Raw genomic sequence first — 20,021 nt, 5'->3', positions numbered from 1 at the left:
CACTTCATAACAATTTAACCTAAAAAAAGCTAAAATAAACCAAAAAATTAAGGCTTGACAATGAGAATCAAATTACAGCACGCACCCTATGTCGCAAACAAAGTAGCACTTGACATTTTCAACTCCCAAGTGATAGAACAAAAATCTCCCATTGAGCAGATTCAAAAAGTCGTTTTTGGGGTGTTGGAAAAAAACATCAAAGAAGAAATGAGTATCGATGAAAAAGCCCGTGTCTTGCTAGACCAAAACCTAGAAGAAATCGAGTTTATGCGCGCAGATGAACGCCAACTTTTTTGGCTCATCAAAAAACAAATCGCCGAGGAAGCCAACTTCCCGATCAATTGGGATGACAGATACAGCAAACTTTCACACGAAATCCTCCAGCAACTCATCCACCAAAAGCTCATCACTTTTTCTCTATCAGACAATGTCATCAAAAACCTCATTTTCAAAGCCATTGATTCTTATGCCAAAATTTACGAAGAAGCTGAAAACATCGTATTTGAAAAGCTCAAAAACTACAAACGCAAACTTGTCGCAGGGAGCGATGAATACGAACTTGTTTTCAACAAACTCTACGAAGAAGAATTACGCAAAAAAGGCTATCTATAATGAAACCCGCTTACATCTACCTCAAAAATGGTTTATTCATTCAAGCGACAAGCTTTGGGGTCGATGGCACAAGGGTGGCTGAAGTCGTTTTCAACACTTCAATGAGTGGCTATCAAGAAGTCATCACAGACCCAAGCTATGCAGGGCAATTCATCACATTCACAATGCCAGAGATTGGGATCGTAGGCACCAATCCGCAAGATTGTGAGAGAGAGGTGAGCCACGCTCAAGGGATTTTTATCCGTCATTACAACCCCAAACTTTTCTCAAACTTCCGTGCCACACAGAGTTTGCAGGACTTTCTCATCGAGCAAAACATCATGGGGATTTGCGATGTGGATACGCGAGGCTTGACAGCGACATTGCGTGATTGCGGGGCGATGATGGCGATCGTTTCTACAGAAATATCAAGCCAACAAGAGCTTCAAGCAATCCTTGAGCGATCCAAAAGTATCGAGGAGCACAACTATATCCCTGCAGTTTCCACGCCGACGCAAAAAGCACACGCCAAAGGTAGATTTGACTTCGCACAAATGGATTATTCGACACCGCAGACACGCAAGTGTGTCGTGGCGATTGATTTTGGTGCCAAAGACAACATCCTCAATGAACTCACCGAAGTGGGCTTACAAACGATCGTAATACCCCATCATTTTGACGCAGACACTCTCATCCAAGACTATCAATCAGGCAAAATCCACGGGGTTTTCCTATCAAATGGACCGGGAGATCCGATGGTTTTGACCCAAGAAATCGCAGAGATCAAGAAACTCATTACAGCCAAAATCCCAATCTTTGGGATTTGTTTGGGACACCAGCTCTTATCAATCGCTCACGGCTACCCCACAGAAAAGCTGAAATTCGGACACCACGGAGGCAACCACCCAGTCAAAAACCTCCAAACAGGACGCGTAGAGATCACAGCCCAAAATCACAATTATTCTGTCACGGAGAAGTTGTTGGAAGTGGCAGATGCTACACATATCAACCTTTTTGATGGCACGATTGAGGGAGTGCGTTACAAAAATGCACCGATTTTTTCTGTCCAATACCATCCAGAATCAAGTCCGGGTCCTTGTGATTCCAAAGAATTATTTAGAGCGTTTGCAGAAATGCTCTAAGCCCCACCCAAGCTTACTTTCCCACCTTTGCACCCCCCCCTCTATTTGATCCTTATTTTTGAAGTATCTCCCCCTTTGATCGCTTAAGCACCTCTATCAGACACTGCCTCAACGGCGTCCTCTGTAGCCACCTCTTGATGAGCGACTGCGAGGAGCACGCGAGGAGTGTCTATCTCTCAAGCCACCGCCTCTCTCTTGTTTGCCATTGCGTCTCTCTGTGTTTTTGTTTTGCAATGCCGCAATCTCTGCTTGACTTGGTCCAAGACGCGATTGCCTGTCATTCTCACACATCAAAGAGAGGATTTTGAGTATCGCATTGGGCTCATCGATTTTGTCCATCAGTTCATTGTAAATATCCACAGCTTTGTCATTGATTTTGGTGTGGAGTATTTTTTGCACGATTTTGTTGTGGCTCTCCTCTTGCACAGGAAGCTCCTCTAGCTCCAGAGACTGCTTCACTTCATCTTGTATCTTTTTCAACTCTTTGAACTCAAGGGGCGTGATCAAAGTGATCGCCACGCCTGTTTTTCCCGCACGACCCGTTCTGCCGATACGATGCACATAGCTTTCGGGATTGAATGGGATATGGTAGTTAAACACATGGGACACATCGCTGATGTCTAGCCCACGCGCTGCCACATCAGTCGCAACCAATAGATTGATTTTCCCCTCACGAAACGCCCTAATCGTTGTCATCCTTTGCCTTTGCTCCATATCGCCGTGCAAAGCACTTACGCGATGTTTGCATTTTTTCAAATGCTCTGCAAGGGTGTCTGCCTCCCTCTTTGTCGCGGTAAAAACGATACTTTTGGGGGGGTTGAGACTATCAATCAAACGCACGATTGCCTCATCTCTATGCCCCTCATTGACCACATAGCATTTTTGCGTGATGTTGGTGTTGGTGATATTCACAGGAGTGATTTTGACATGCTGTGGCTGATAGAGAATCCTTTGAGCCAAATTTTTGATTTGAGCGGGCATCGTCGCAGAAAAAAGCAAAGTTTGACGATTGGAAGCCAAATAAGAAAATATCTCCTCAACATCATCCAAAAACCCCATATCCAGCATTTCATCGCCCTCATCAAGCACCACAATCTTGGGGGTGAAGTTGGGGATACGCTCGTTTTTGAGATGATCTAGCAGTCTCCCGGGAGTTGCGACCAAAACCTGTGGTTTGTTTTTGAGCAATTCGCATTGACGCCCGATGGATTGCCCCCCATAGACGCACATTGTCTTGACACGCAAAAACTTGCCTAGCTTGAAAATCTCATCGCTCACCTGCATTGCAAGTTCTCTTGTCGGTGTGATGACTAGTGCCTCGATCTCACCGCTTTTTTGGATCTGATTGAGGATAGGTATCGCAAACGCCGCTGTTTTGCCTGTCCCTGTTTGAGCCTGTGCGATGACATCTTCCCCCTCCAAAGCCAATGGGATCGCCTGTTCTTGGATAGGACTAGGTGTCGTGAAACCCATTTCTTTGATTCCACGCAAAACAAGTGGTTTCAAGGCAAAAGCCTCAAATCCTGATTTTTTGACATTCTTTTTTGTATTCATTTCTTCCATAATAACCCCGAAAATCTTTGAAAATAAAAGCTGCAATTATAACCAATTTGCTCAAACTCCTATTATAAGGTTTCAAGCTAAGCTTGAAATATCTGCAAACACATCCTGTAGATCAAGCTCGACCAAAAGCAAGGTTTGAAGCGCCAAATAGAGTGTATGACACAAGAAAATGAGTGAAATTGTCACATTTTGAACATCCAAGCTCCTAAAGAAATTACTGAAAAACTCATATTTTGTTTTGTAAATTGTTTTCTTTGTTACTTTCCATTAACTTTTTATATAATCTAACAAAATCACTCAAAAGGAGTCTTCCCAATGAATCCAAAAAACAAAAAATCCAACCCCTCTTTCAAACCTCTCATTGCCACTTCTTTGGCTCTAGCCCTGAGTATGAGCGTGACGAGTGCAGGGACTTGCCCCAACAACCAAGATGCAATCTGCTATGGGACTAGCGGAACAACATTAAAGCAATTTGATCAAATCATTTTTGGAGATGCAAGTGACTTTAAAAAACTTCAAAAACAAGGTACACCCAATGTTGATATTAACAATCTAACTTTCAAATTTACAAACGATAGCTCAACAACACCACCAACACTAACACCAGAAGCATCAAAACAAAATGATTTTACCCTCTCTTTAGGTGGCAATAATGCAGTCTTTCAACTCACCAATGTAGGTGCAAAAGGGCTTCAAATGAATAATGGAAGTGGTGTGATTACAATTGATTTTGGGCAAGATGTTGATGGTAGTGGTAACCCTGTGCAGACTAATTTTACGCGTAACGCCATACTTAATTTCACAGGCAAAAGCACCGATACAGCCCTCAAAGGTAATATCAAAGTCATTGCCAGTGCCTCTCCTACAGACAAACTCACAGCCACTTTTGGAGGCAATATGGAGGGAAATATTACTATCGGGGGACAAAAAAAGAATTCTAATGGCACATTTTCAGATTTCGCCAACATTCATACAGAATTCACATTCTCTAATGGAGCAACACTCAAAGGAAATATAGAAGTGGGAGGAGCACAAGGAGGACAAGATTTTATTTTTGAAGGAAATGGAGGAATTGAACTTAACCCAAAAGATGGAAAAATCAAAAAAAGTGGCGATGGCATTATTATTGATGGAATTAAAACTCAAGGTGCAAACATCATTGGAGGAGGAGGTTCTCCTAGCAATGTCAAAGTAGAAACCAATATCACTTTCAAAGGCGCTACAAATACAATCACAACAACTGGAAGCGTGGAGGGAAAAATTGTAGCCGAAGGTGATGGCACTAATGGAAACAATGCTTATAATAGAATCCTTTTTGATGGCGAGGGACAAATCGGAAAAGTAAGTCAAAAAATCAGTATCAAAAGTGGAAATTTAAGATCTAATAATGCAGCAGCTAAGCGATTTGAATCTCAAAATCTCCTCCTATTCAAAAAGGAAGCAACACTCAATCTTGAAAATTTAGAAACAAAGGCTATAGGAAAATCTGATAGTCGCAATGTTTTGAGTCTAGAGGGAGAGGCAAAGCACAATCTCACTATCACAAACATTACTGCACAAGCAAATGTGGATAGTGGCAATAATTCAACAGCAGTCAATCTCATCGGCAAGGGATTTTTAACATTTATAGAATCTGATTCTCAAAACAAAAATAAGCCTCAAGAAAAATACGCCAAAGATTTGATAGAAAACACTACAGCCATAGCCAACCCCACCAATGCCAATATTGCAGAAGGAACACTCAATGTTGGCACAATAGAAGCCATAGGGGATGGAATCAATAAAATTTTTATCCGAACTCTAAAAGCTACAACGATACAAAGTGGCAAAACCACAGCTGGAGGAATCAACCTTATTAACACCTATGATGCTGAAATTACCACAATAGACACAAAAGCTGGTGGCAAAAACTTCATCGCCCAAAACATTACAGAGAGCCAATTAAAAGATACAGAATTCACATCTACCACTTTTCTCACCGACAAATACGCAATGCAAGGAACACTAAAAATCACAGAAGGGATTTCTAGCACAAATGGAGGAATCAATAATATCTCTTTCAAAGCCAAACACGACATTCAAAATCCCATTATTAGCAAAACTACCGGTGAGGCAATCAGCGGAAGTGCCAATATTTATTTGAATCTGGAAGGAGTAAAAATAATTCCAACCAGTCAGAATCTAGAAAAAAACATCATCAAAGGTAATATCAAAACAGGTGCTAATCAAACCATCAATCTCAAAATCAAAGGAGCAAAAGATGGAAAGATTGGAGGTAAATTTGTCGCAAATGGAGCAAAAGCTACCAATAATTTTGAGCTTCAAGCAGGAGATTTGACAATCACAGACAATGTAGAGGCAACAGGTCAAGGAACAAATGATTTTACTCTCATAGAAAGCACCCTCGCACTAAAAGGCTATTTCAAAAGCCCAACAAATACCGAAAGAAACGAATTAACCTTGCATAATTCAAAACTCATAATTGAAAATGCAGGTGTGAGTGATACAAACACGATCAATGAGCTAACCCTAAATGATTCGGAAGTCATCATCGGAACTGAAAAAACCAAAGGCACCAAAAACGCAATCAAAAGGCTCAATAATGGCAATGGCAAAAATAGCATTGATTTTAGAAGTGGCAGAGTGGAGGATCTAGCATCAGAAACGCAATTCAACCTTCTCACAATAGGAGACAAAAACGACGCTAGCATTGCCAAAGGGCTTCTAGCAGATGGATTGACTTTCAAAGTCTTTGTAGATCCTGAAGCACCAAATGCAACACTTGGGGGAGATGATTCAGCAAAGAGAGGCAACACCAAAGCCTATTCCGATCGCATTGTCGTAGAAACTGGTGCAAAACTCGCATTGCACAAAATGACACATTATGTAGAAGCCACAGCAAAAAAAGAAAACTGGAATCTGATCAAATACAGACAAGGCAAAGGCACAGAGGAAGCAGGCAACATCGCAGTGGCAATAGTCAAAAATGGTGTCAATGCTACATTTGTAGGTGGATCTGAAGTCATAGGATTTGAAACGATACAAACCACGCTCACAGAGGGAATCCCAACAGATGTGAATGGCAAGATTGTAGGAGCCTCAACCAAAGACTACAAAACTTATTTTGTTTCTTCTTTGAATTATGGTGGCATCACCCAAACAAGTCAAGACATCACAGCTTCTGCTATGGGTTCTACTTATGCTCTTTATCTTGCTAATTTCAATTCTTTGAATAAAAGAATGGGAGAGCTAAGAGATACTACAAATGCTCAAGGAGTATGGGCTAGAGTGTTTAATGGTTCTCAAAGCTTAAACTTTGGTATCCAATCTCAAACAATCTATACAACCATTCAAGCAGGTTATGATTATGCTGTAGGCTTTGAGGGAGCTAATAACTACATAGGGTTTGCTCTCTCTTATGCCAACTCTACTACAAAAGCAAAGAATGTGAGTGAAATCAATGGAACTAATAGAGGGATCACTTCTATGACTTCCAATGCCATAGAGTTTGCTCTCTATAATGCCTATGTGCAAAATGGTGCTTCTTCTCTCAATGGGTGGAGTAATGGTTTGTATAGTGATAGCATTCTCAAATTTAGCTATATCACAAGTGATGCTAAGCTAGTAGGAGCGACAGCAAGTGCTATGAGTAACACTGCTTTCACTCTAAGTGAGGAAGTGGGTTATCGTTTCTTGCTAGGAGATCAGCAATGGTTTATCACTCCTCAAGCAGAAGTGGCATTTGGATACCTCAGTCGTGGTAACCTCAATCAAAAGAATGGGATCTATACACTCAATAGCACTCAAGAAAACATCATCACTCTAAGCAATAGGATAGGTTCTGATGTTGGATATACATTTGATATTCCAAAAGAAAAAGGATTCCAAGCAAAGCTTTATCTAGGGACTTACTTTGTTTATGATTATCTTATCGGTGGAGAGATTAATTCTAGAACAGGTATAGGAACTCAAAGTGTTCTTACTCCTTTCACTTCTTCTGCAAAAGGAGTGATCAATGTAGGGACAAATCTTGAAGTCAAAGACAACACTAGAATCTACTTTGATTTTGAGAGAAGTTTTGGAGGCAAAGTAGTGACAGACTATCAGATCAATCTAGGAGTGAGATATGGGTTTGGGGAGAAAGGGAGAGGGGTGAAAAAAGGGCTTGATAGCGACCAAACAAAGGAGTGAAAATGAAATTTGAACAAAACATCAATCACACAAAAATGAGCGAAACCCGCTCACAACCAAAACCTAGCACAAGGAGTTTCTCTATGAATCCAAACACAAAAAATCTAACCCGATCTTTCAAGCCCCTCATTGCCACTTCACTAGCACTGGCATTAAGTATGAGTGTAGCGAGTGCAGATCCTTGTCCTACAAATGATAGTGCAGTTTGCTATGGAAGCAGCGAAAGTGCATTAGACAAATACACTCAGATACAATTTAACACGGACAATTCATCAGCTCTTAAACCCAAATATGGTAGTGGGACACTTCAAAATATCAATAATTTAACTTTCAAGTTCACTCAAAATGGAACAAATTCGGAAACAAAGGATCCTAATTACATTTTCAATTTAGCCACAAGCAACACAACCCTTAAGCTCCTTGGTGTGCTTGATAATGGACAATGGCTTGATATGAATGATGGCAGAGGCACAATCACTATAGATTTTGGGACAAATCCCCCTACACCAACCTCCCCTCGCAAAGCTATTTTGGATTTGCAAAGGAAAAAAGGTTCCAACACAGCTACAATCTTAAAAGGCGGTATCGAAGTCAAAGCAAGCAATAGCAATCAAGATGAAGTTAAAGCAACCTTTGCAGGAAATATGGAGGGGAGTATCACTATCACAGGACAAAATACTGGCAATACACTATTTACAAAAGTTCAAACAGATTTTACATTTAAGAGTGGCAGTTTAATAGGAGATCTAGCAGTCAAAATGGTAGAAGGGGGACAAAATTTTGTTTTTGAAAATGGAGGGATTACAGGAGATATCAAAACTGAAGGATTAAATGGAAATAGTGGTATTACTTCACTTACTAATCCTATAAGCACAACTACCAACATCACCTTCAACAGCTCAAATAGTAAAATTATAGGAAAGAGTGGAGGAGGTAGTCCCAAAGGAGAGATTCACGCCATATCAGACCAAAAGACCAAAGATGCCAACGCTACCAACAAAATCCTTTTTGTAGGCAATGGAGAAATCGGAAGTAGCACAATCAAAACCTCTATCACAGCAGGAGATCCGTTACAAAATCAAAAAGGAGAATCACGAAATCTCATTCAATTTCAAAAAGAAGCAACACTTCATCTTGAAAATTTAGCAACATACGGCAAGGGCGAGGCAAAAAGTTATAATATCCTTAGCTTAGAGGGGGGAGAAAACCACACTCTCAATATCACCAACATCACTGCAACAGCAGGGCAAAATGGCAGCAAAACTGCGACAGCAATCAATCTCATTGGCAAGGGATTCTTAACTCCAAGCAATGGAAATGAAGCTAAAAACTTGAGAGAAAATATCACTGAAGCACCCACCAATGCCAACATCGCCTCAGGCACACTCACCGTTGGCACAATACAAACAGGACAACACGGTATCAACAAAATTTTTATCCAAAATCTAAAAATCACAACCAAAATAGAATCTGGAATTAGCGGAAATGTTTCTACTAGCACCAATCTTATCAATGCAAACAATGCCACTATCAAAACAATGCTTGCACAAGGTGGTGGTATTAACTTCATCGGACAAAACATTCCAAACGATAAATTAAATGGGGATTCCACAGGAGATTCCGCAAAAGGAGATTTTCTCTCTGATACATACGCAATGCAAGGGCAACTTCAAATCACAGAGGGGATTTCTAGTGAAAGTGGAGGAATCAACAATATCTCTTTTAAAGCCAAAGGAGAGATTGCAGCCCCTATTATTGGAAAAAACACTACCACTAACAATGCAATCAACAAAAGAGCAAATATTTATCTCAATCTAAAAGAGGCAAGCATTGCAAGTGGAATAAATATTATTGAAGGGAATATTAATGCAACTGCTAGCGAAACAATCAACCTCAAAATCAAAGGAGTAAGGAATGGAAGTATTAAGGGTGATTTTATTGCAAGTGGCAGTGAAGCCAAAAACATTTTCACTCTTACTTCAAGCACCCTTACTCTAGAAGGTAAATTTACAGAAACTAGCAATGGAGAGAATCAAGCAACCCTTACCAACTCAACACTCACTATAAAAAACACAGAAGGCACTGCTGGTGCTAGCACAATAAGCAATCTAACGCTTAATGATTCAAAACTCATCATCGGCAACAAAGGCACACAGAACACTATCCTAAAACTTATTAGCGATGAAAACAATCATATTGATTTGAGAAGTGGAAGTCTCAAAGAAATAGAAACAGAGACAAAATTCAATCTTTTAACTTTTGGTGGGACAGGTGGCACAGGACTTCAAGCAAACAATTTGCTTTTCAGAGTCTTCGCAGATCCCAACGCACCTGACGCAACACTTGGGGGAGTGGATTCGGCAGGTAGAGATAACACTCACGCCTATTCTGATCGTATCAAAGTAGAATCAGGCAAAGCAGGAGTGCATACCATAGAAGTTACAGCCAAGCCACACAAATGGGGCTCTATCAAATACACAGAGGGCAAAGGCACAGAGGAAGCAGGCAACATCGCAGTGGCAATAGTGAAAAATAACACAGGTATCACTTTCAAAGGTGGCTCTGAAGTCATCGGCTTTGAAACGATACAAACCACTCTCAAAGAAGTGAAAAACACAGATGGAAATGGCAAGATTACTGGTGCTCAAACTACAAACTACACCACCTACTTCCTCTCCCCTCTAGGTTATGGTGGCATCACCCAAACAAGCCAAGACATCACAGCTTCTGCTATGGGTTCTACTTATGCTCTTTATCTTGCTAATTTCAATTCTTTGAATAAAAGAATGGGAGAGCTAAGAGATACTACAAATGCTCAAGGAGTATGGGCTAGAGTGTTTAATGGTTCTCAAAGCTTAAACTTTGGTATCCAATCTCAAACAATCTATACAACCATTCAAGCAGGTTATGATTATGCTGTAGGCTTTGAGGGAGCTAATAACTACATAGGGTTTGCTCTCTCTTATGCCAACTCTACTACAAAAGCAAAGAATGTGAGTGAAATCAATGGAACTAATAGAGGGATCACTTCTATGACTTCCAATGCCATAGAGTTTGCTCTCTATAATGCCTATGTGCAAAATGGTGCTTCTTCTCTCAATGGGTGGAGCAATGGTTTGTATAGTGATAGCATTCTCAAGTTTAGCTATATCACAAGTGATGCGAAGCTAGTAGGAGCGACAGCAAGTGCTATGAGTAACACTGCTTTCACTCTAAGTGAGGAAGTGGGTTATCGTTTCTTGCTAGGAGATCAGCAATGGTTTATCACTCCTCAAGCAGAAGTGGCATTTGGATACCTCAGTCGTGGTAATCTCAATCAAAAGAATGGGATCTATACACTCAATAGCACTCAAGAAAACATCATCACTCTAAGCAATAGGATAGGTTCTGATGTTGGATATACATTTGATATTCCAAAAGAAAAAGGATTCCAAGCAAAGCTTTATCTAGGGACTTACTTTGTTTATGATTATCTTATCGGTGGAGAGATTAATTCTAGAACAGGTATAGGAACTCAAAGTGTTCTCACTCCTTTCACTTCTTCTGCAAAAGGAGTGATCAATGTAGGGACAAATCTTGAAGTCAAAGACAATACTAGAATCTACTTTGATTTTGAGAGAAGTTTTGGAGGCAAAGTAGTGACAGACTATCAGATCAATCTAGGAGTGAGATATGGGTTTGGGGAGAAAGGGGGAGGGGTGAAAGTAGAAAAAGGTAGAGGAGCAGAGCAAGTAGAAAAAGACAAAACCACAGAAACAGAAACAAACAAAGCTCCTTTGAAAGTGCAAGGGGATATGTAGGGGGAGAGGGGAAACTCAAGGGGGCAAAGTAAGTTTGAGGGGCTAGGAAGCCGTGGTTTATCCAAAACAAATCAAAAAAACAAAACTTTAAGATTCAACAAACTGATTTCTTTTGCTTGAGATTACTTTTGTAGAAGCACACTATTTGGTGATTCTAGAATCTCTAGGACTTCTTTTTGTAGTTGGCTTGAGAGGCTATGCTCTTTGCTGATTCTAAAATCTCTTAGATTCTCTTTTTGGGGTTTGGTTTTGCAGAAGCACACTTCTTAGCCATTGAAACTTGCTTTGCTTTTTCTATAAGGGGGACAAGGGGGTTTATTGACAGGCTTTCCCCCCTTATCCCCCTTAAAATCCCCCAAACCCCTGCCCGCTTTTTGTGTGACAACCCAACGATAGAGTGCAATGTTTTTGTTTTATTGTGTTTGGTGATTTTTTGATTTGATTTTGGATTTATTGATTTGAAACTAGATTCTAGATTCTTGTTTTTGTTTAGATTCTTTAAATTCTTAGAATCTTTAGAATCTTTGTGAAAAGTTTTGTTTTTGATTTTAAGAATCTCTTTGCAAACTCTTAAAAAACCCTAATCAATCATCAACCTTCACTATTTCAATATAAGCACAAACAACTGCTAACCAAACCAACCTTGTAGAACCCAAAAAGATTCCAAGTCAATGTAATCTTGAACGAGCCTTGCTAATGCAATGCTGGGGTTATGGGGGTTGTTAAGGGGGATAAGGGGAACGCTTGCTATAAGTTCCCCTTGACCCCCTTAAGAAAAACTCTAAGCTAAGCTTGAGAAACCAAAAGCCGTGCTTTTGCCAAAGTAACTTAAAAAGAGAATCTAAGAGATTCTAGAATTGTATAAAGGGTGCTTTGCTCAAGCCAACTTGAAAAGAAAACCCTTAGAGATTCTAGAATTGCCAAAGAACAAACTTCCCCAAGCCAAACCCAAAAAAGATTCAAATCAACTTTGAATTGCCCCCAAAGTCACCCTTTTGCCAAACCAAGATTCAAAAAGAAAACTTCTAGAGATTCTAGGATCGCCAAACACAACCACTACCACAAAATTTCACAAAATAAAATCAAGTTTTGATTATAATTTTGCACAAATATCACAATCACTCTTAGAGGGCTTCTTGATGGATGAACGCTTTTTGTTTTCTTTGTTTGCCAACTTCCCTTTTGTGGCAAGTTTTTTGGCAGGTATTCTTACTTTTTTGAGTCCGTGCATCCTGCCACTCATTCCTGCCTATATCTCCTATATCTCTGGGGTTTCTATCGAATCACTACGCCAAAAACAAGAAATAGCCACAAGCAAAATTTTGTTTAACTGCTGTTTGTTTCTTTTGGGGTTTTCTTTGGTGGTGGTTTTGATGATTGTGCTTTTTGGGAGTGTGTTTCAAAGCCTATTTGATCACGCGATCACACGCTACATCGTCGGAGGTATCATCTGCCTTTTTGGATTGCATTTTTTGGGCATTTTCCGGATCAATCTCCTCTACAAAACCAAACAAATCAATCTGCAGACAAACAACTCGTTTTGGGCACCATTTGTTTTGGGAGTGAGCTTCGCATTTGGCTGGACACCCTGCTCAGGTCCAATCCTTGGGAGCATTTTCTCTCTTGCCTTGACGCAAAAAGGGCTCTCGATCGCATTGATTTGTGTCTATTGCCTTGGACTGGCTTTGCCTTTTGTGTTTTTGGCACTCTTTGTTGGATTGGGGCTAAAATGGATCAAAAAACTCACAAAACATCTTAGAATTATCGAAATGATTTCAGGACTTTTGCTCATTCTCATTGGTATCGCCATCGCTACAGGTTCTGTATCAAATCCATTATTTTTTTTGGAGGGCTAATGGATCTTATCATCAAAAATGGAACACTCTGTGATTTTAGCGGAGAAAGACAGGCAGACATTCTGATCCGAGAGGGACTCATCGCACAAATCGCCCCTACGATCTCACAACAAGGAGTTGAGACACTGGATGCGGAGGGATTGCACATCCTTCCTGCAATGGTTGATCTGTGCATACAGCCCAAAAACTATACGCGAAGCCACCTCCAACAACTACAAGCCAAAGCGATTTCTGGGGGTGTCGGGGCGATTTTGCTCTCTCCCAAAAGTGATTGCTACCATTATGAGTTTCTCAACACTCTTTGTGAAAATGTATTGTTCCCTTATGACATCCAACCTATCATCGACAATCAACTCCAAAACATCGCGATCCTCCACAAATCAGGTGGGCGTGCATTAAGCTTTGATAGCTCTTTGGATTCACACACGCTCCAAAGCTTGTATCAATACGCACAAATGCTCCAAATCCCCTGTCTTGCACACCACGATGACAATCTATCTGCGGTGATGACTGCTAGTCCGCTAAGCTATGAGCTAGGATTGTCTGCAAATGCCCCGATTATGCAAACGCTTGATTTTGTGAGGATCTCTGAGATGGCGTTGTTCTATCAAGTCCCTACACTTTTGCACCTCATCCACGAAAAGCGTATCTTGGAAATCACCCAAAACCACCCATTCCTCATCAAAGAAATCAGTATCCATCATCTGATTTGCAATGAAGAGCAATACCGCACTTATGATCCATACACCAAACTCTCCCCTCCCCTTAGCACGAAGCAAACTCAAGAGTTTTTCCGTTCCCACATCGATGAGATAGACATCCTCACATCTAGACACACGGAGTTTTTGCCTCATCAAAAAGAACAAGTGTTTCAGGACGCACTTGCAGGGATTGATTGCTTGAGTTTTTATTTTGCTCTTGCTTACACTCATCTTGTCAAAACCCAGTGTATCTCTCTTGCCAAACTCAGCCAAATCACCTCATACCGCCCTGCCCAACTTATCAATCTCAATATGGGAGAAATCAACATAGGCAGACAAAGCAACCTTATCGTGGTGGATCTCAATCAACAGATCCAAATCAATCAGCAAGGACCCTACAAACATCAGACACTTTATGGGGCAATCCAAGCGTATGTTTCCAATACCAATGGATTGATGAGGCTCTAGCGATGGAAGTGGCTCTCTCATATCTTTTGCAATACAAAAGCTTGCTTCTCTCGATTCTCAAAGCCCTAATGATAGGAGGGCTTGGAATCTATCTCGCCTTTTTCATACGCACCTACATCTGCAAATGGCTAAGCAAACAAGATCCGATTTTGGGGAGTTTCATCAGTCAAGCTTTTTTTGTGCTGTTTCTCATCCTTACAGGGATCACGACACTTGGGACTTTGGGCGTGCAAACCACTTCTATCGTCGCACTGCTAGGCACGATCGGACTGACGATCGCCCTTGCACTCAAAAACTCTCTCTCTAGCCTTGCAAGTGGGATTTTGCTCATCGTATTGCGACCATTCAAACAAAACGATTTTGTAGAGATTGGCTCAATCGCTGGACATATAGAATCCATCAATCTTTTTCAAACAAGCATTCGCCTTGAAAATGGCAAACTCGCGATTTTCCCAAATGACAAAATCAACAACAACACCATCATCAACTGCTCCAATCTCATCAAAAAACGAGAGGTGCAATGGCTTGTCAATATCGCTTCCCTACAACAAAACACGCAAGATTTGCTACTAGCAATTTTCATCGATCCGCCCCTCAACCTCAAACCATCAGACATCGCAATCTGTGCTGTGGGGCTAGATAGCAATGGGATGGATTTCCATATCAAAGTGTGTGCAGAAAATCCAAGCCAAATCCCTCAAATCAAAGACCATTTCATCCACACAGCCCAAACGACACTATCAGAAATCACCAGTATCAAGGAAATCAAATGAAACTGATCGGAGCCAGTAAGGTGTTTGTATGCAACCCCTCTTTTGAGATATTGGATCGTTATGGGATTCTCTTTGATGTCAGTCAAGAGCAAAACACGATACTTGCTATCGATACATTTGACACACTCAGGCAACAATATCCAAGTGCCGAATATGAGTTTTTTGAAGATTGCGTGCTGACCCCTGCACTTAGCAATGCACACATTCATTTTGAGTTTAGTGCCAACAAAACAAGTCTTGTCTATGGCGATTTTGGAGAGTGGCTCAATAGTGTGATTGACAAGCGTGAAATGCTATTGAGCGATCACACTCAAGCAATCCACAATGCGATACAAGAACAACTCAAAAGTGGCATCGTCAATGTCGGAGCAATCAGTAGCTATGGTGGAGACATCGCACCATTGGCACATTCTCCGTTGAGGGTGGTGCTTTTCAATGAAGTCATAGGATCCAATGTGGGAATGCTTGATATGCTTTTCAATCATCTGCTCAATCGTTTGCAAGAATGCCAAACACACCAAAGCCCCTCTTTTTATCCAGCACTTGCCATCCACTCCCCATACGCGACACACAAGGCTCTGATACAAAAAGCCATCGCACTTGCAAAACAAAACAAACTCAGAGTGAGTGCTCATTTTTTGGAATCCCCACAAGAAAAAGAATGGCTACAACACCAGCAAGGGTATTTCTCAGATTTTTTTCAAAAATACTTTGATGTCAAAAACCCTGCTCCGACATTGGATGCCACAGAGTTTCTAGAGATCCTTGCAGGGACACAGCCCCTACTCACGCATTGTTTGCAAACTTCAGAAACAGACTTGCGACGCATTGCTCAAATACAAGGGCATATCATCAGCACACCAAGATCCAATCGCCTCCTCAACAATCAATATCTCGATCTTGAAGCCCTAAGCAAACACGATCTGCACCCAATCATCGCAACAGATGGACTGAGCTCAAACCATACGCTCAATTTGTTTGATGAGTTGAGATGTGCGATGTTTGCCTATCCGCACATTCCGCTCCAAAACCTTGCCCAATCTCTCATTTTGGGCGTTACGCACTATGCTTCTCAAGCCCTCAATATCAACAATGGCATCTTGGAGAAAGGAAAATTTGCAGATCTTGCAGTGTTTGAGATCCAAGGAATCACAAACAGCTCACAAGAAGCTCTGCATTTTGTTTTGCACACCAACAATGCCAAAGCATTATTTATCAATGGACAAAGGATCACGCTATGACTATTTTGACAAAACTCTATCAAATGATTGTGGGAGTATTTGATTTTTGTAATCGTTACTTCAAGACTCTTGTGTTATTTTTGATTGTGGGATTATTGTTTTTGCCCACACCAGAGAAACCGGCAAATCTTGCCAAGCTTTATCTACGCGACATTATTTTGCAAAGTGACACATTTAGAGAGCAAGTGGAGCAAATCACCAACAATCCAGACATTCAAGGCGTTTTGCTGATCATAGATTCTCCGGGTGGAGCCGTCGGATCAAGCATAGAAATCGCCAATCTTGTCCAAGAACTTGCTCAAAAAATGCCTGTCATCGCTCATGTTGAAGGTGCAATGGCAAGTGGAAGTTATTATGCAGGAATGTATGCCACAGAAGTCATCGCCAATCGAGGTGCTATCATCGGCTCAATCGGGGTAGTCCTCAATGGATTCAATGTCGCCGAAACATTGCAAAAACTAGGGATCAAACCACAAGGGCTTCAAGCAGGGGAATACAAAAACATCGGGACACCATTACGCGCTTGGAATCCCAAAGAAAAAGATTTTTTGCAGAACTTTATCCAAGCCCAATATCAAATGTTTGTTGATGATGTCATCCAAGCACGCAAGCTCACACAAACCAATCCAGAAGTTTTTGCAAATGGCAAGATTTTTACCGCAAAAGAAGCACTCAAGCTTGGGCTGATTGACAAAATCGGATCACAGAATTTGGCGATTCAAGAATTGCTGGCACGCACTCAAGTCAAAGACCCACAATGGCTTGAAAAAAGTCAGCTAGATCGCTTGTGGGACAAAGCAAGCCTATCACTCAATACATTCTTTTTGAATCTCCTCAAAGGACAAATACAATGAAGCATATTTTGAGCGTAAGCTCGCCAGATGCACAAGGATTGATTGCCAAAATCTCCTCAATCCTTTTCAAACATCAATTAAATATCGAAAAAAACGATGAGCATGTCGATGAGGAATATGGGCAGTTTTTCATGCGAACTTGTTTCAGTGGCGAAGCGGATTTTCAGGCGATTTTGCAAGAGATACGCACACAACTTCCGACATCTGCTGAAGTCAAAATCAGCCACACAGCACGCAAATCTATCGTCATTTTATGCACCAAAGAAAACCACTGCCTTGGGGATCTCCTGCTAAGACATGAGAGTGGAGAGCTTGATGTGGAGATCAAAGCCGTTGTCTCCAATCACGCTATTTTGGAGCCTTTGAGCCAAAAATTTGGTGTGCCTTTTTTTCATATCGATGCTGAAGGAATCTCAAGAGAAGCACACGAAGAGAAAATGCTCCAGTGTCTCAAATCTCTCAATCCTGATTTGCTAGTGTTGGCAAAGTATATGCGTATCTTATCTCCGCATTTTGTAGAGCAATTTCAAGAAAAAATGATCAATATTCATCATTCTTTTTTGCCAGCCTTTGTCGGTGCTAACCCATACAAACAGGCTTATGAGAGAGGGGTGAAAATCATTGGAGCTACAGCACACTTTGTCACACAGCTTTTGGATGAAGGTCCTATCATTTTTCAAGATATTGTGCGTATTGATCACACATATAGTTGGCAAGAAATGCAAAAAGCAGGGCGTAATGTGGAGAAAATCGTGTTGGCTAGAGCGTTGGATCTTGTTTTGAAAGATCGTATTTTTATCTTCCAAAACAAAACGATCGTGTTTTAGTGGCTGCAGCCACAACCACCGCCACCGCCTCCACAGCACCCGCCGCCGCCGTGGCTATGCCCCCCGCCTCCACAGCACCCGCCACCAAGAACCATCAAATCTTCTTCGCTTGCCTCACGCACACCCAAAACCTTGACATCAAAAAGCAAAGTTTTGCCTGCTAGTGGGTGATTGTAATCGATGATAACCATATCATCATTGAAGCTTTTGACACTCACCTGCACACTTTGTCCATTTTCTCCGTGCCCAAAAAGCGTCATCCCCTCTCTAAGCTCAATGCCTTCAAACTGCTCTCTTGGCACTTCTTGCAAATACTTGATATGGTATTCCCCATACGCTTCATCAGGCTCGATTTTGAGCTGTTTTTGATCGCCCTCTTTGGCATCACTCAATGCTTTTTCCAAACCTGCGATGACTTGAGAAGCACCTAGCAAAAATTCTAGAGGCTCCCCTCCGACATTTTGATCCAATACCTCACCAGTTTTAGCATCTTTGACGCTGTATTCGATTTTGATCATTTTTTTATTTTCCATTTGTTTTGACTCCTTGTTTTGATTTGGATTGAAGCTTGGCTTTGATTTGTTGAGCCTCTTTAGCTTCTTTTGTTTGGGGGTGGTTTGCAATCAAAATATCAATAAAATCGATTGCCTTTTGCTTATCCCCCAAAGCCCTAAAGGATTTGATAGTGTGCAAAAAAAGTATAGGCATATATTCTGCTTTTTGATTTTCTACAGCAGACACTTTGTAATAATACACGGCATCTTGATAACGCTTCTGGCGGTAGGCAATCTGCCCCAAGAAAAAACTAGATTCAGCTTTTTTGTATCCTTCATCAAAAAGCCAAGAAAAACGCAAACGCGAATCATCAAAGCGTTTATCCCAATAAAGTTTTTTTGCCTCTTCAAACACTTGAGGCTTTTTGTTGGGATCTTTGAATGCGTTTTTTTCTTGTTGTTTCTTTTTTGCCTCATAGAGTTTTTCTAACTCTAGGCTTAACTTTTTGATATTTTCTTGATCTTGCACAATCACATTGGCTTGTTTTTTGAGCTCTTCTTTGACTTGACCTAGCTCCACGCTCATCAATTCATTGAGCTTCACTCCGACATCAGCCAACTCTTTGAGTCTAGTCTCTGCCAATTTTAGATTTTCTCGATTGTCTTTGATCTCTTTGGCGTATTGGAGATTTTGCTCTTTGAGCTCGATATTTTGTTCTTGTAAAATATCAAGTTTGGCTTTTAGCTCAGCAAGTTTGAGCTCTATATCTTGCACTTGCGTCAAAATCCCCTGCACACTTTGACTCTGCCCGTCATAGAGGCTTTGGATTCCGTATTGGGATTGCTCCAAAGCATTGAGTCGATTTTGCAACTCCGTCACAATCCCTGAGAGATTGATACTGCTATCTTTGAGATTTTTGATGTCTTTTTTTGTCGCCCCACTCTGTCTCTCAAAAGCCGACGGCTCCGCTTGTAAAACACTCAAAGACAAGACGACAGATAGAAAAACGCTACTGCCCCTCAACAACAAAATTGACCCTCCTATTTTTGGCACGGCATTCTGCACTCATCTCCAAACAAACAGGATTGGTCTCGCCAAAGCTTACAAATGTAATGCGTGACTTATCAATCCCTGCCACCACAAGTGCATCTCTCACAGACAATGCACGCTTAGTGCCAAGAGCGAAATTATACTCATCGCTCCCATAGGCATCGGTATTGCCCTCGAGTTTGATTTTGACTTCTGGATATTCTTTGAGAATCGCTATGTTTTCATTGACTATTTTCAACATTGGCTTAGAAAGTGTGAAAACATCAAAATCAAAATAAATTGTCTGAAGTTTGGAAGCGTCAAAAACCGCTTGTGGTGGAGTGTAATCCTCGATCACCTCTTCGATTTTTGGAGGAGTTGCATTGGGCTTCTCCTCCAAACTCACAGAACTACTTACATCAGTTTTTTTGCCACCACAACCCACCAAAAAAACAATCATACCAACAAGTAAAATTAATCGCACTAATAC

General features: G+C 41.0%; 15 protein-coding genes. 10 read left to right on the top strand and 5 right to left on the bottom strand.

Annotated elements, in window-relative coordinates:
- The first annotated feature begins 60 nt into the window (after positions 1-60).
- Both BBW65_RS06550 and carA read left to right on the top strand, forming a co-directional pair.
- Positions 61-612: a DUF507 family protein gene (locus BBW65_RS06550; protein ID WP_066341276.1), complete on the top strand. Its 552-nt coding sequence runs from the start codon at positions 61-63 to the stop codon at positions 610-612.
- The gene (gene carA / locus BBW65_RS06545) at positions 612-1,733 is read left to right on the top strand and encodes a glutamine-hydrolyzing carbamoyl-phosphate synthase small subunit (RefSeq protein WP_066341274.1); all 1,122 of its coding nucleotides are present in this window, start codon (positions 612-614) and stop codon (positions 1,731-1,733) included. The genes BBW65_RS06550 and carA overlap by 1 nt, the downstream gene beginning before the upstream one ends.
- Before the next feature lie 108 nt (positions 1,734-1,841).
- On the opposite strand, the gene BBW65_RS06540 is transcribed toward carA, so the two are convergent.
- Positions 1,842-3,287, bottom strand: coding sequence for a DEAD/DEAH box helicase (locus BBW65_RS06540; protein WP_233702017.1), 1,446 nt, complete (start codon positions 3,285-3,287; stop codon positions 1,842-1,844).
- Between the two features lie 324 nt (positions 3,288-3,611).
- Here BBW65_RS06540 and BBW65_RS06535 point away from each other — a divergent pair, with 324 nt between their 5' ends.
- Both BBW65_RS06535 and BBW65_RS06530 read left to right on the top strand, forming a co-directional pair.
- Positions 3,612-7,487: an autotransporter outer membrane beta-barrel domain-containing protein gene (locus BBW65_RS06535; RefSeq protein WP_066341265.1), complete on the top strand. Its 3,876-nt coding sequence runs from the start codon at positions 3,612-3,614 to the stop codon at positions 7,485-7,487.
- Between the two features lie 2 nt (positions 7,488-7,489).
- A complete protein-coding gene (locus tag BBW65_RS06530; RefSeq protein ID WP_066341263.1) occupies positions 7,490-11,287 on the top strand; it encodes an autotransporter outer membrane beta-barrel domain-containing protein in 3,798 nt (1,265 codons plus the stop codon).
- A gap of 122 nt (positions 11,288-11,409) precedes the next feature.
- Here BBW65_RS06530 and BBW65_RS07910 read toward each other — a convergent pair whose 3' ends face one another.
- Entirely contained in the window at positions 11,410-11,550 is a 141-nt protein-coding gene (locus BBW65_RS07910) for a hypothetical protein (RefSeq protein WP_199919415.1), read from the bottom strand.
- A gap of 876 nt (positions 11,551-12,426) precedes the next feature.
- Here BBW65_RS07910 and BBW65_RS06520 point away from each other — a divergent pair.
- Genes BBW65_RS06520 through purU form a run of 6 tightly spaced genes read left to right on the top strand, consistent with a single transcriptional unit; the run spans position 12,427 to position 18,007 of the window.
- Positions 12,427-13,143 (top strand): cytochrome c biogenesis CcdA family protein, encoded by a 717-nt coding sequence (locus tag BBW65_RS06520; RefSeq protein ID WP_066341261.1) that lies wholly within the window; start codon positions 12,427-12,429, stop codon positions 13,141-13,143.
- Complete coding sequence (locus tag BBW65_RS06515) at positions 13,143-14,312, top strand: amidohydrolase family protein (RefSeq protein WP_066341260.1); 1,170 nt, start codon at positions 13,143-13,145, stop codon at positions 14,310-14,312. Before BBW65_RS06520 ends, BBW65_RS06515 begins: the two co-directional genes overlap by 1 nt.
- A gap of 2 nt (positions 14,313-14,314) precedes the next feature.
- Positions 14,315-15,085, top strand: coding sequence for a mechanosensitive ion channel family protein (locus BBW65_RS06510; RefSeq protein ID WP_066341258.1), 771 nt, complete (start codon positions 14,315-14,317; stop codon positions 15,083-15,085).
- Positions 15,082-16,326 (top strand): aminofutalosine deaminase family hydrolase, encoded by a 1,245-nt coding sequence (mqnF, locus tag BBW65_RS06505; protein ID WP_066341256.1) that lies wholly within the window; start codon positions 15,082-15,084, stop codon positions 16,324-16,326. The genes BBW65_RS06510 and mqnF overlap by 4 nt, the downstream gene beginning before the upstream one ends.
- Positions 16,323-17,180: a signal peptide peptidase SppA gene (gene sppA / locus BBW65_RS06500; protein ID WP_066341254.1), complete on the top strand. Its 858-nt coding sequence runs from the start codon at positions 16,323-16,325 to the stop codon at positions 17,178-17,180. Before mqnF ends, sppA begins: the two co-directional genes overlap by 4 nt.
- Positions 17,177-18,007, top strand: a complete 831-nt coding sequence (gene purU / locus BBW65_RS06495; protein WP_066341252.1) for a formyltetrahydrofolate deformylase — start codon at positions 17,177-17,179, stop codon at positions 18,005-18,007. Before sppA ends, purU begins: the two co-directional genes overlap by 4 nt.
- On the opposite strand, the gene BBW65_RS06490 is transcribed toward purU, so the two are convergent.
- Genes BBW65_RS06490 through BBW65_RS06480 form a run of 3 tightly spaced genes read right to left on the bottom strand, consistent with a single transcriptional unit; the run spans position 18,004 to position 20,015 of the window.
- The gene (locus BBW65_RS06490) at positions 18,004-18,540 is read right to left on the bottom strand and encodes an FKBP-type peptidyl-prolyl cis-trans isomerase (RefSeq protein WP_066341246.1); all 537 of its coding nucleotides are present in this window, start codon (positions 18,538-18,540) and stop codon (positions 18,004-18,006) included. The two genes, purU and BBW65_RS06490, sit on opposite strands and share 4 nt — an antisense overlap.
- Positions 18,530-19,525 (bottom strand): tol-pal system YbgF family protein, encoded by a 996-nt coding sequence (locus BBW65_RS06485; protein ID WP_199919414.1) that lies wholly within the window; start codon positions 19,523-19,525, stop codon positions 18,530-18,532. The genes BBW65_RS06490 and BBW65_RS06485 overlap by 11 nt, the downstream gene beginning before the upstream one ends.
- Positions 19,512-20,015, bottom strand: a complete 504-nt coding sequence (locus BBW65_RS06480) for an OmpA family protein (protein ID WP_199919413.1) — start codon at positions 20,013-20,015, stop codon at positions 19,512-19,514. Before BBW65_RS06480 ends, BBW65_RS06485 begins: the two co-directional genes overlap by 14 nt.
- Positions 20,016-20,021 lie beyond the last annotated feature (6 nt).

It is taken from the genome of Helicobacter enhydrae, assembly GCF_001693335.1.
Classification (GTDB): Bacteria; Campylobacterota; Campylobacteria; order Campylobacterales; family Helicobacteraceae; genus Helicobacter_G; species Helicobacter_G enhydrae.
Note: the sequence above shows the minus strand (reverse complement) of the source record. Positions and strands in the feature narration are given on the sequence as shown.

Excerpts from the sequence above, each read along its gene's own strand:
- BBW65_RS06515 (WP_066341260.1), top strand. The coding sequence starts at position 13,143 with ATGGATCTTATCATCAAAAATGGAACACTCTGTGATTTTAGCGGAGAA.
- BBW65_RS06510 (WP_066341258.1), top strand. The coding sequence starts at position 14,315 with ATGGAAGTGGCTCTCTCATATCTTTTGCAATACAAAAGCTTGCTTCTC.
- mqnF (WP_066341256.1), top strand. The coding sequence starts at position 15,082 with ATGAAACTGATCGGAGCCAGTAAGGTGTTTGTATGCAACCCCTCTTTT.
- BBW65_RS06490 (WP_066341246.1), bottom strand. The coding sequence starts at position 18,540 with ATGGAAAATAAAAAAATGATCAAAATCGAATACAGCGTCAAAGATGCT.
- carA (WP_066341274.1), top strand. The coding sequence starts at position 612 with ATGAAACCCGCTTACATCTACCTCAAAAATGGTTTATTCATTCAAGCG.
- BBW65_RS06520 (WP_066341261.1), top strand. The coding sequence starts at position 12,427 with ATGGATGAACGCTTTTTGTTTTCTTTGTTTGCCAACTTCCCTTTTGTG.
- purU (WP_066341252.1), top strand. The coding sequence starts at position 17,177 with ATGAAGCATATTTTGAGCGTAAGCTCGCCAGATGCACAAGGATTGATT.
- BBW65_RS06540 (WP_233702017.1), bottom strand. The coding sequence starts at position 3,287 with ATGAATACAAAAAAGAATGTCAAAAAATCAGGATTTGAGGCTTTTGCC.
- BBW65_RS06535 (WP_066341265.1), top strand. The coding sequence starts at position 3,612 with ATGAATCCAAAAAACAAAAAATCCAACCCCTCTTTCAAACCTCTCATT.
- BBW65_RS06550 (WP_066341276.1), top strand. The coding sequence starts at position 61 with ATGAGAATCAAATTACAGCACGCACCCTATGTCGCAAACAAAGTAGCA.
- BBW65_RS06530 (WP_066341263.1), top strand. The coding sequence starts at position 7,490 with ATGAAATTTGAACAAAACATCAATCACACAAAAATGAGCGAAACCCGC.
- sppA (WP_066341254.1), top strand. The coding sequence starts at position 16,323 with ATGACTATTTTGACAAAACTCTATCAAATGATTGTGGGAGTATTTGAT.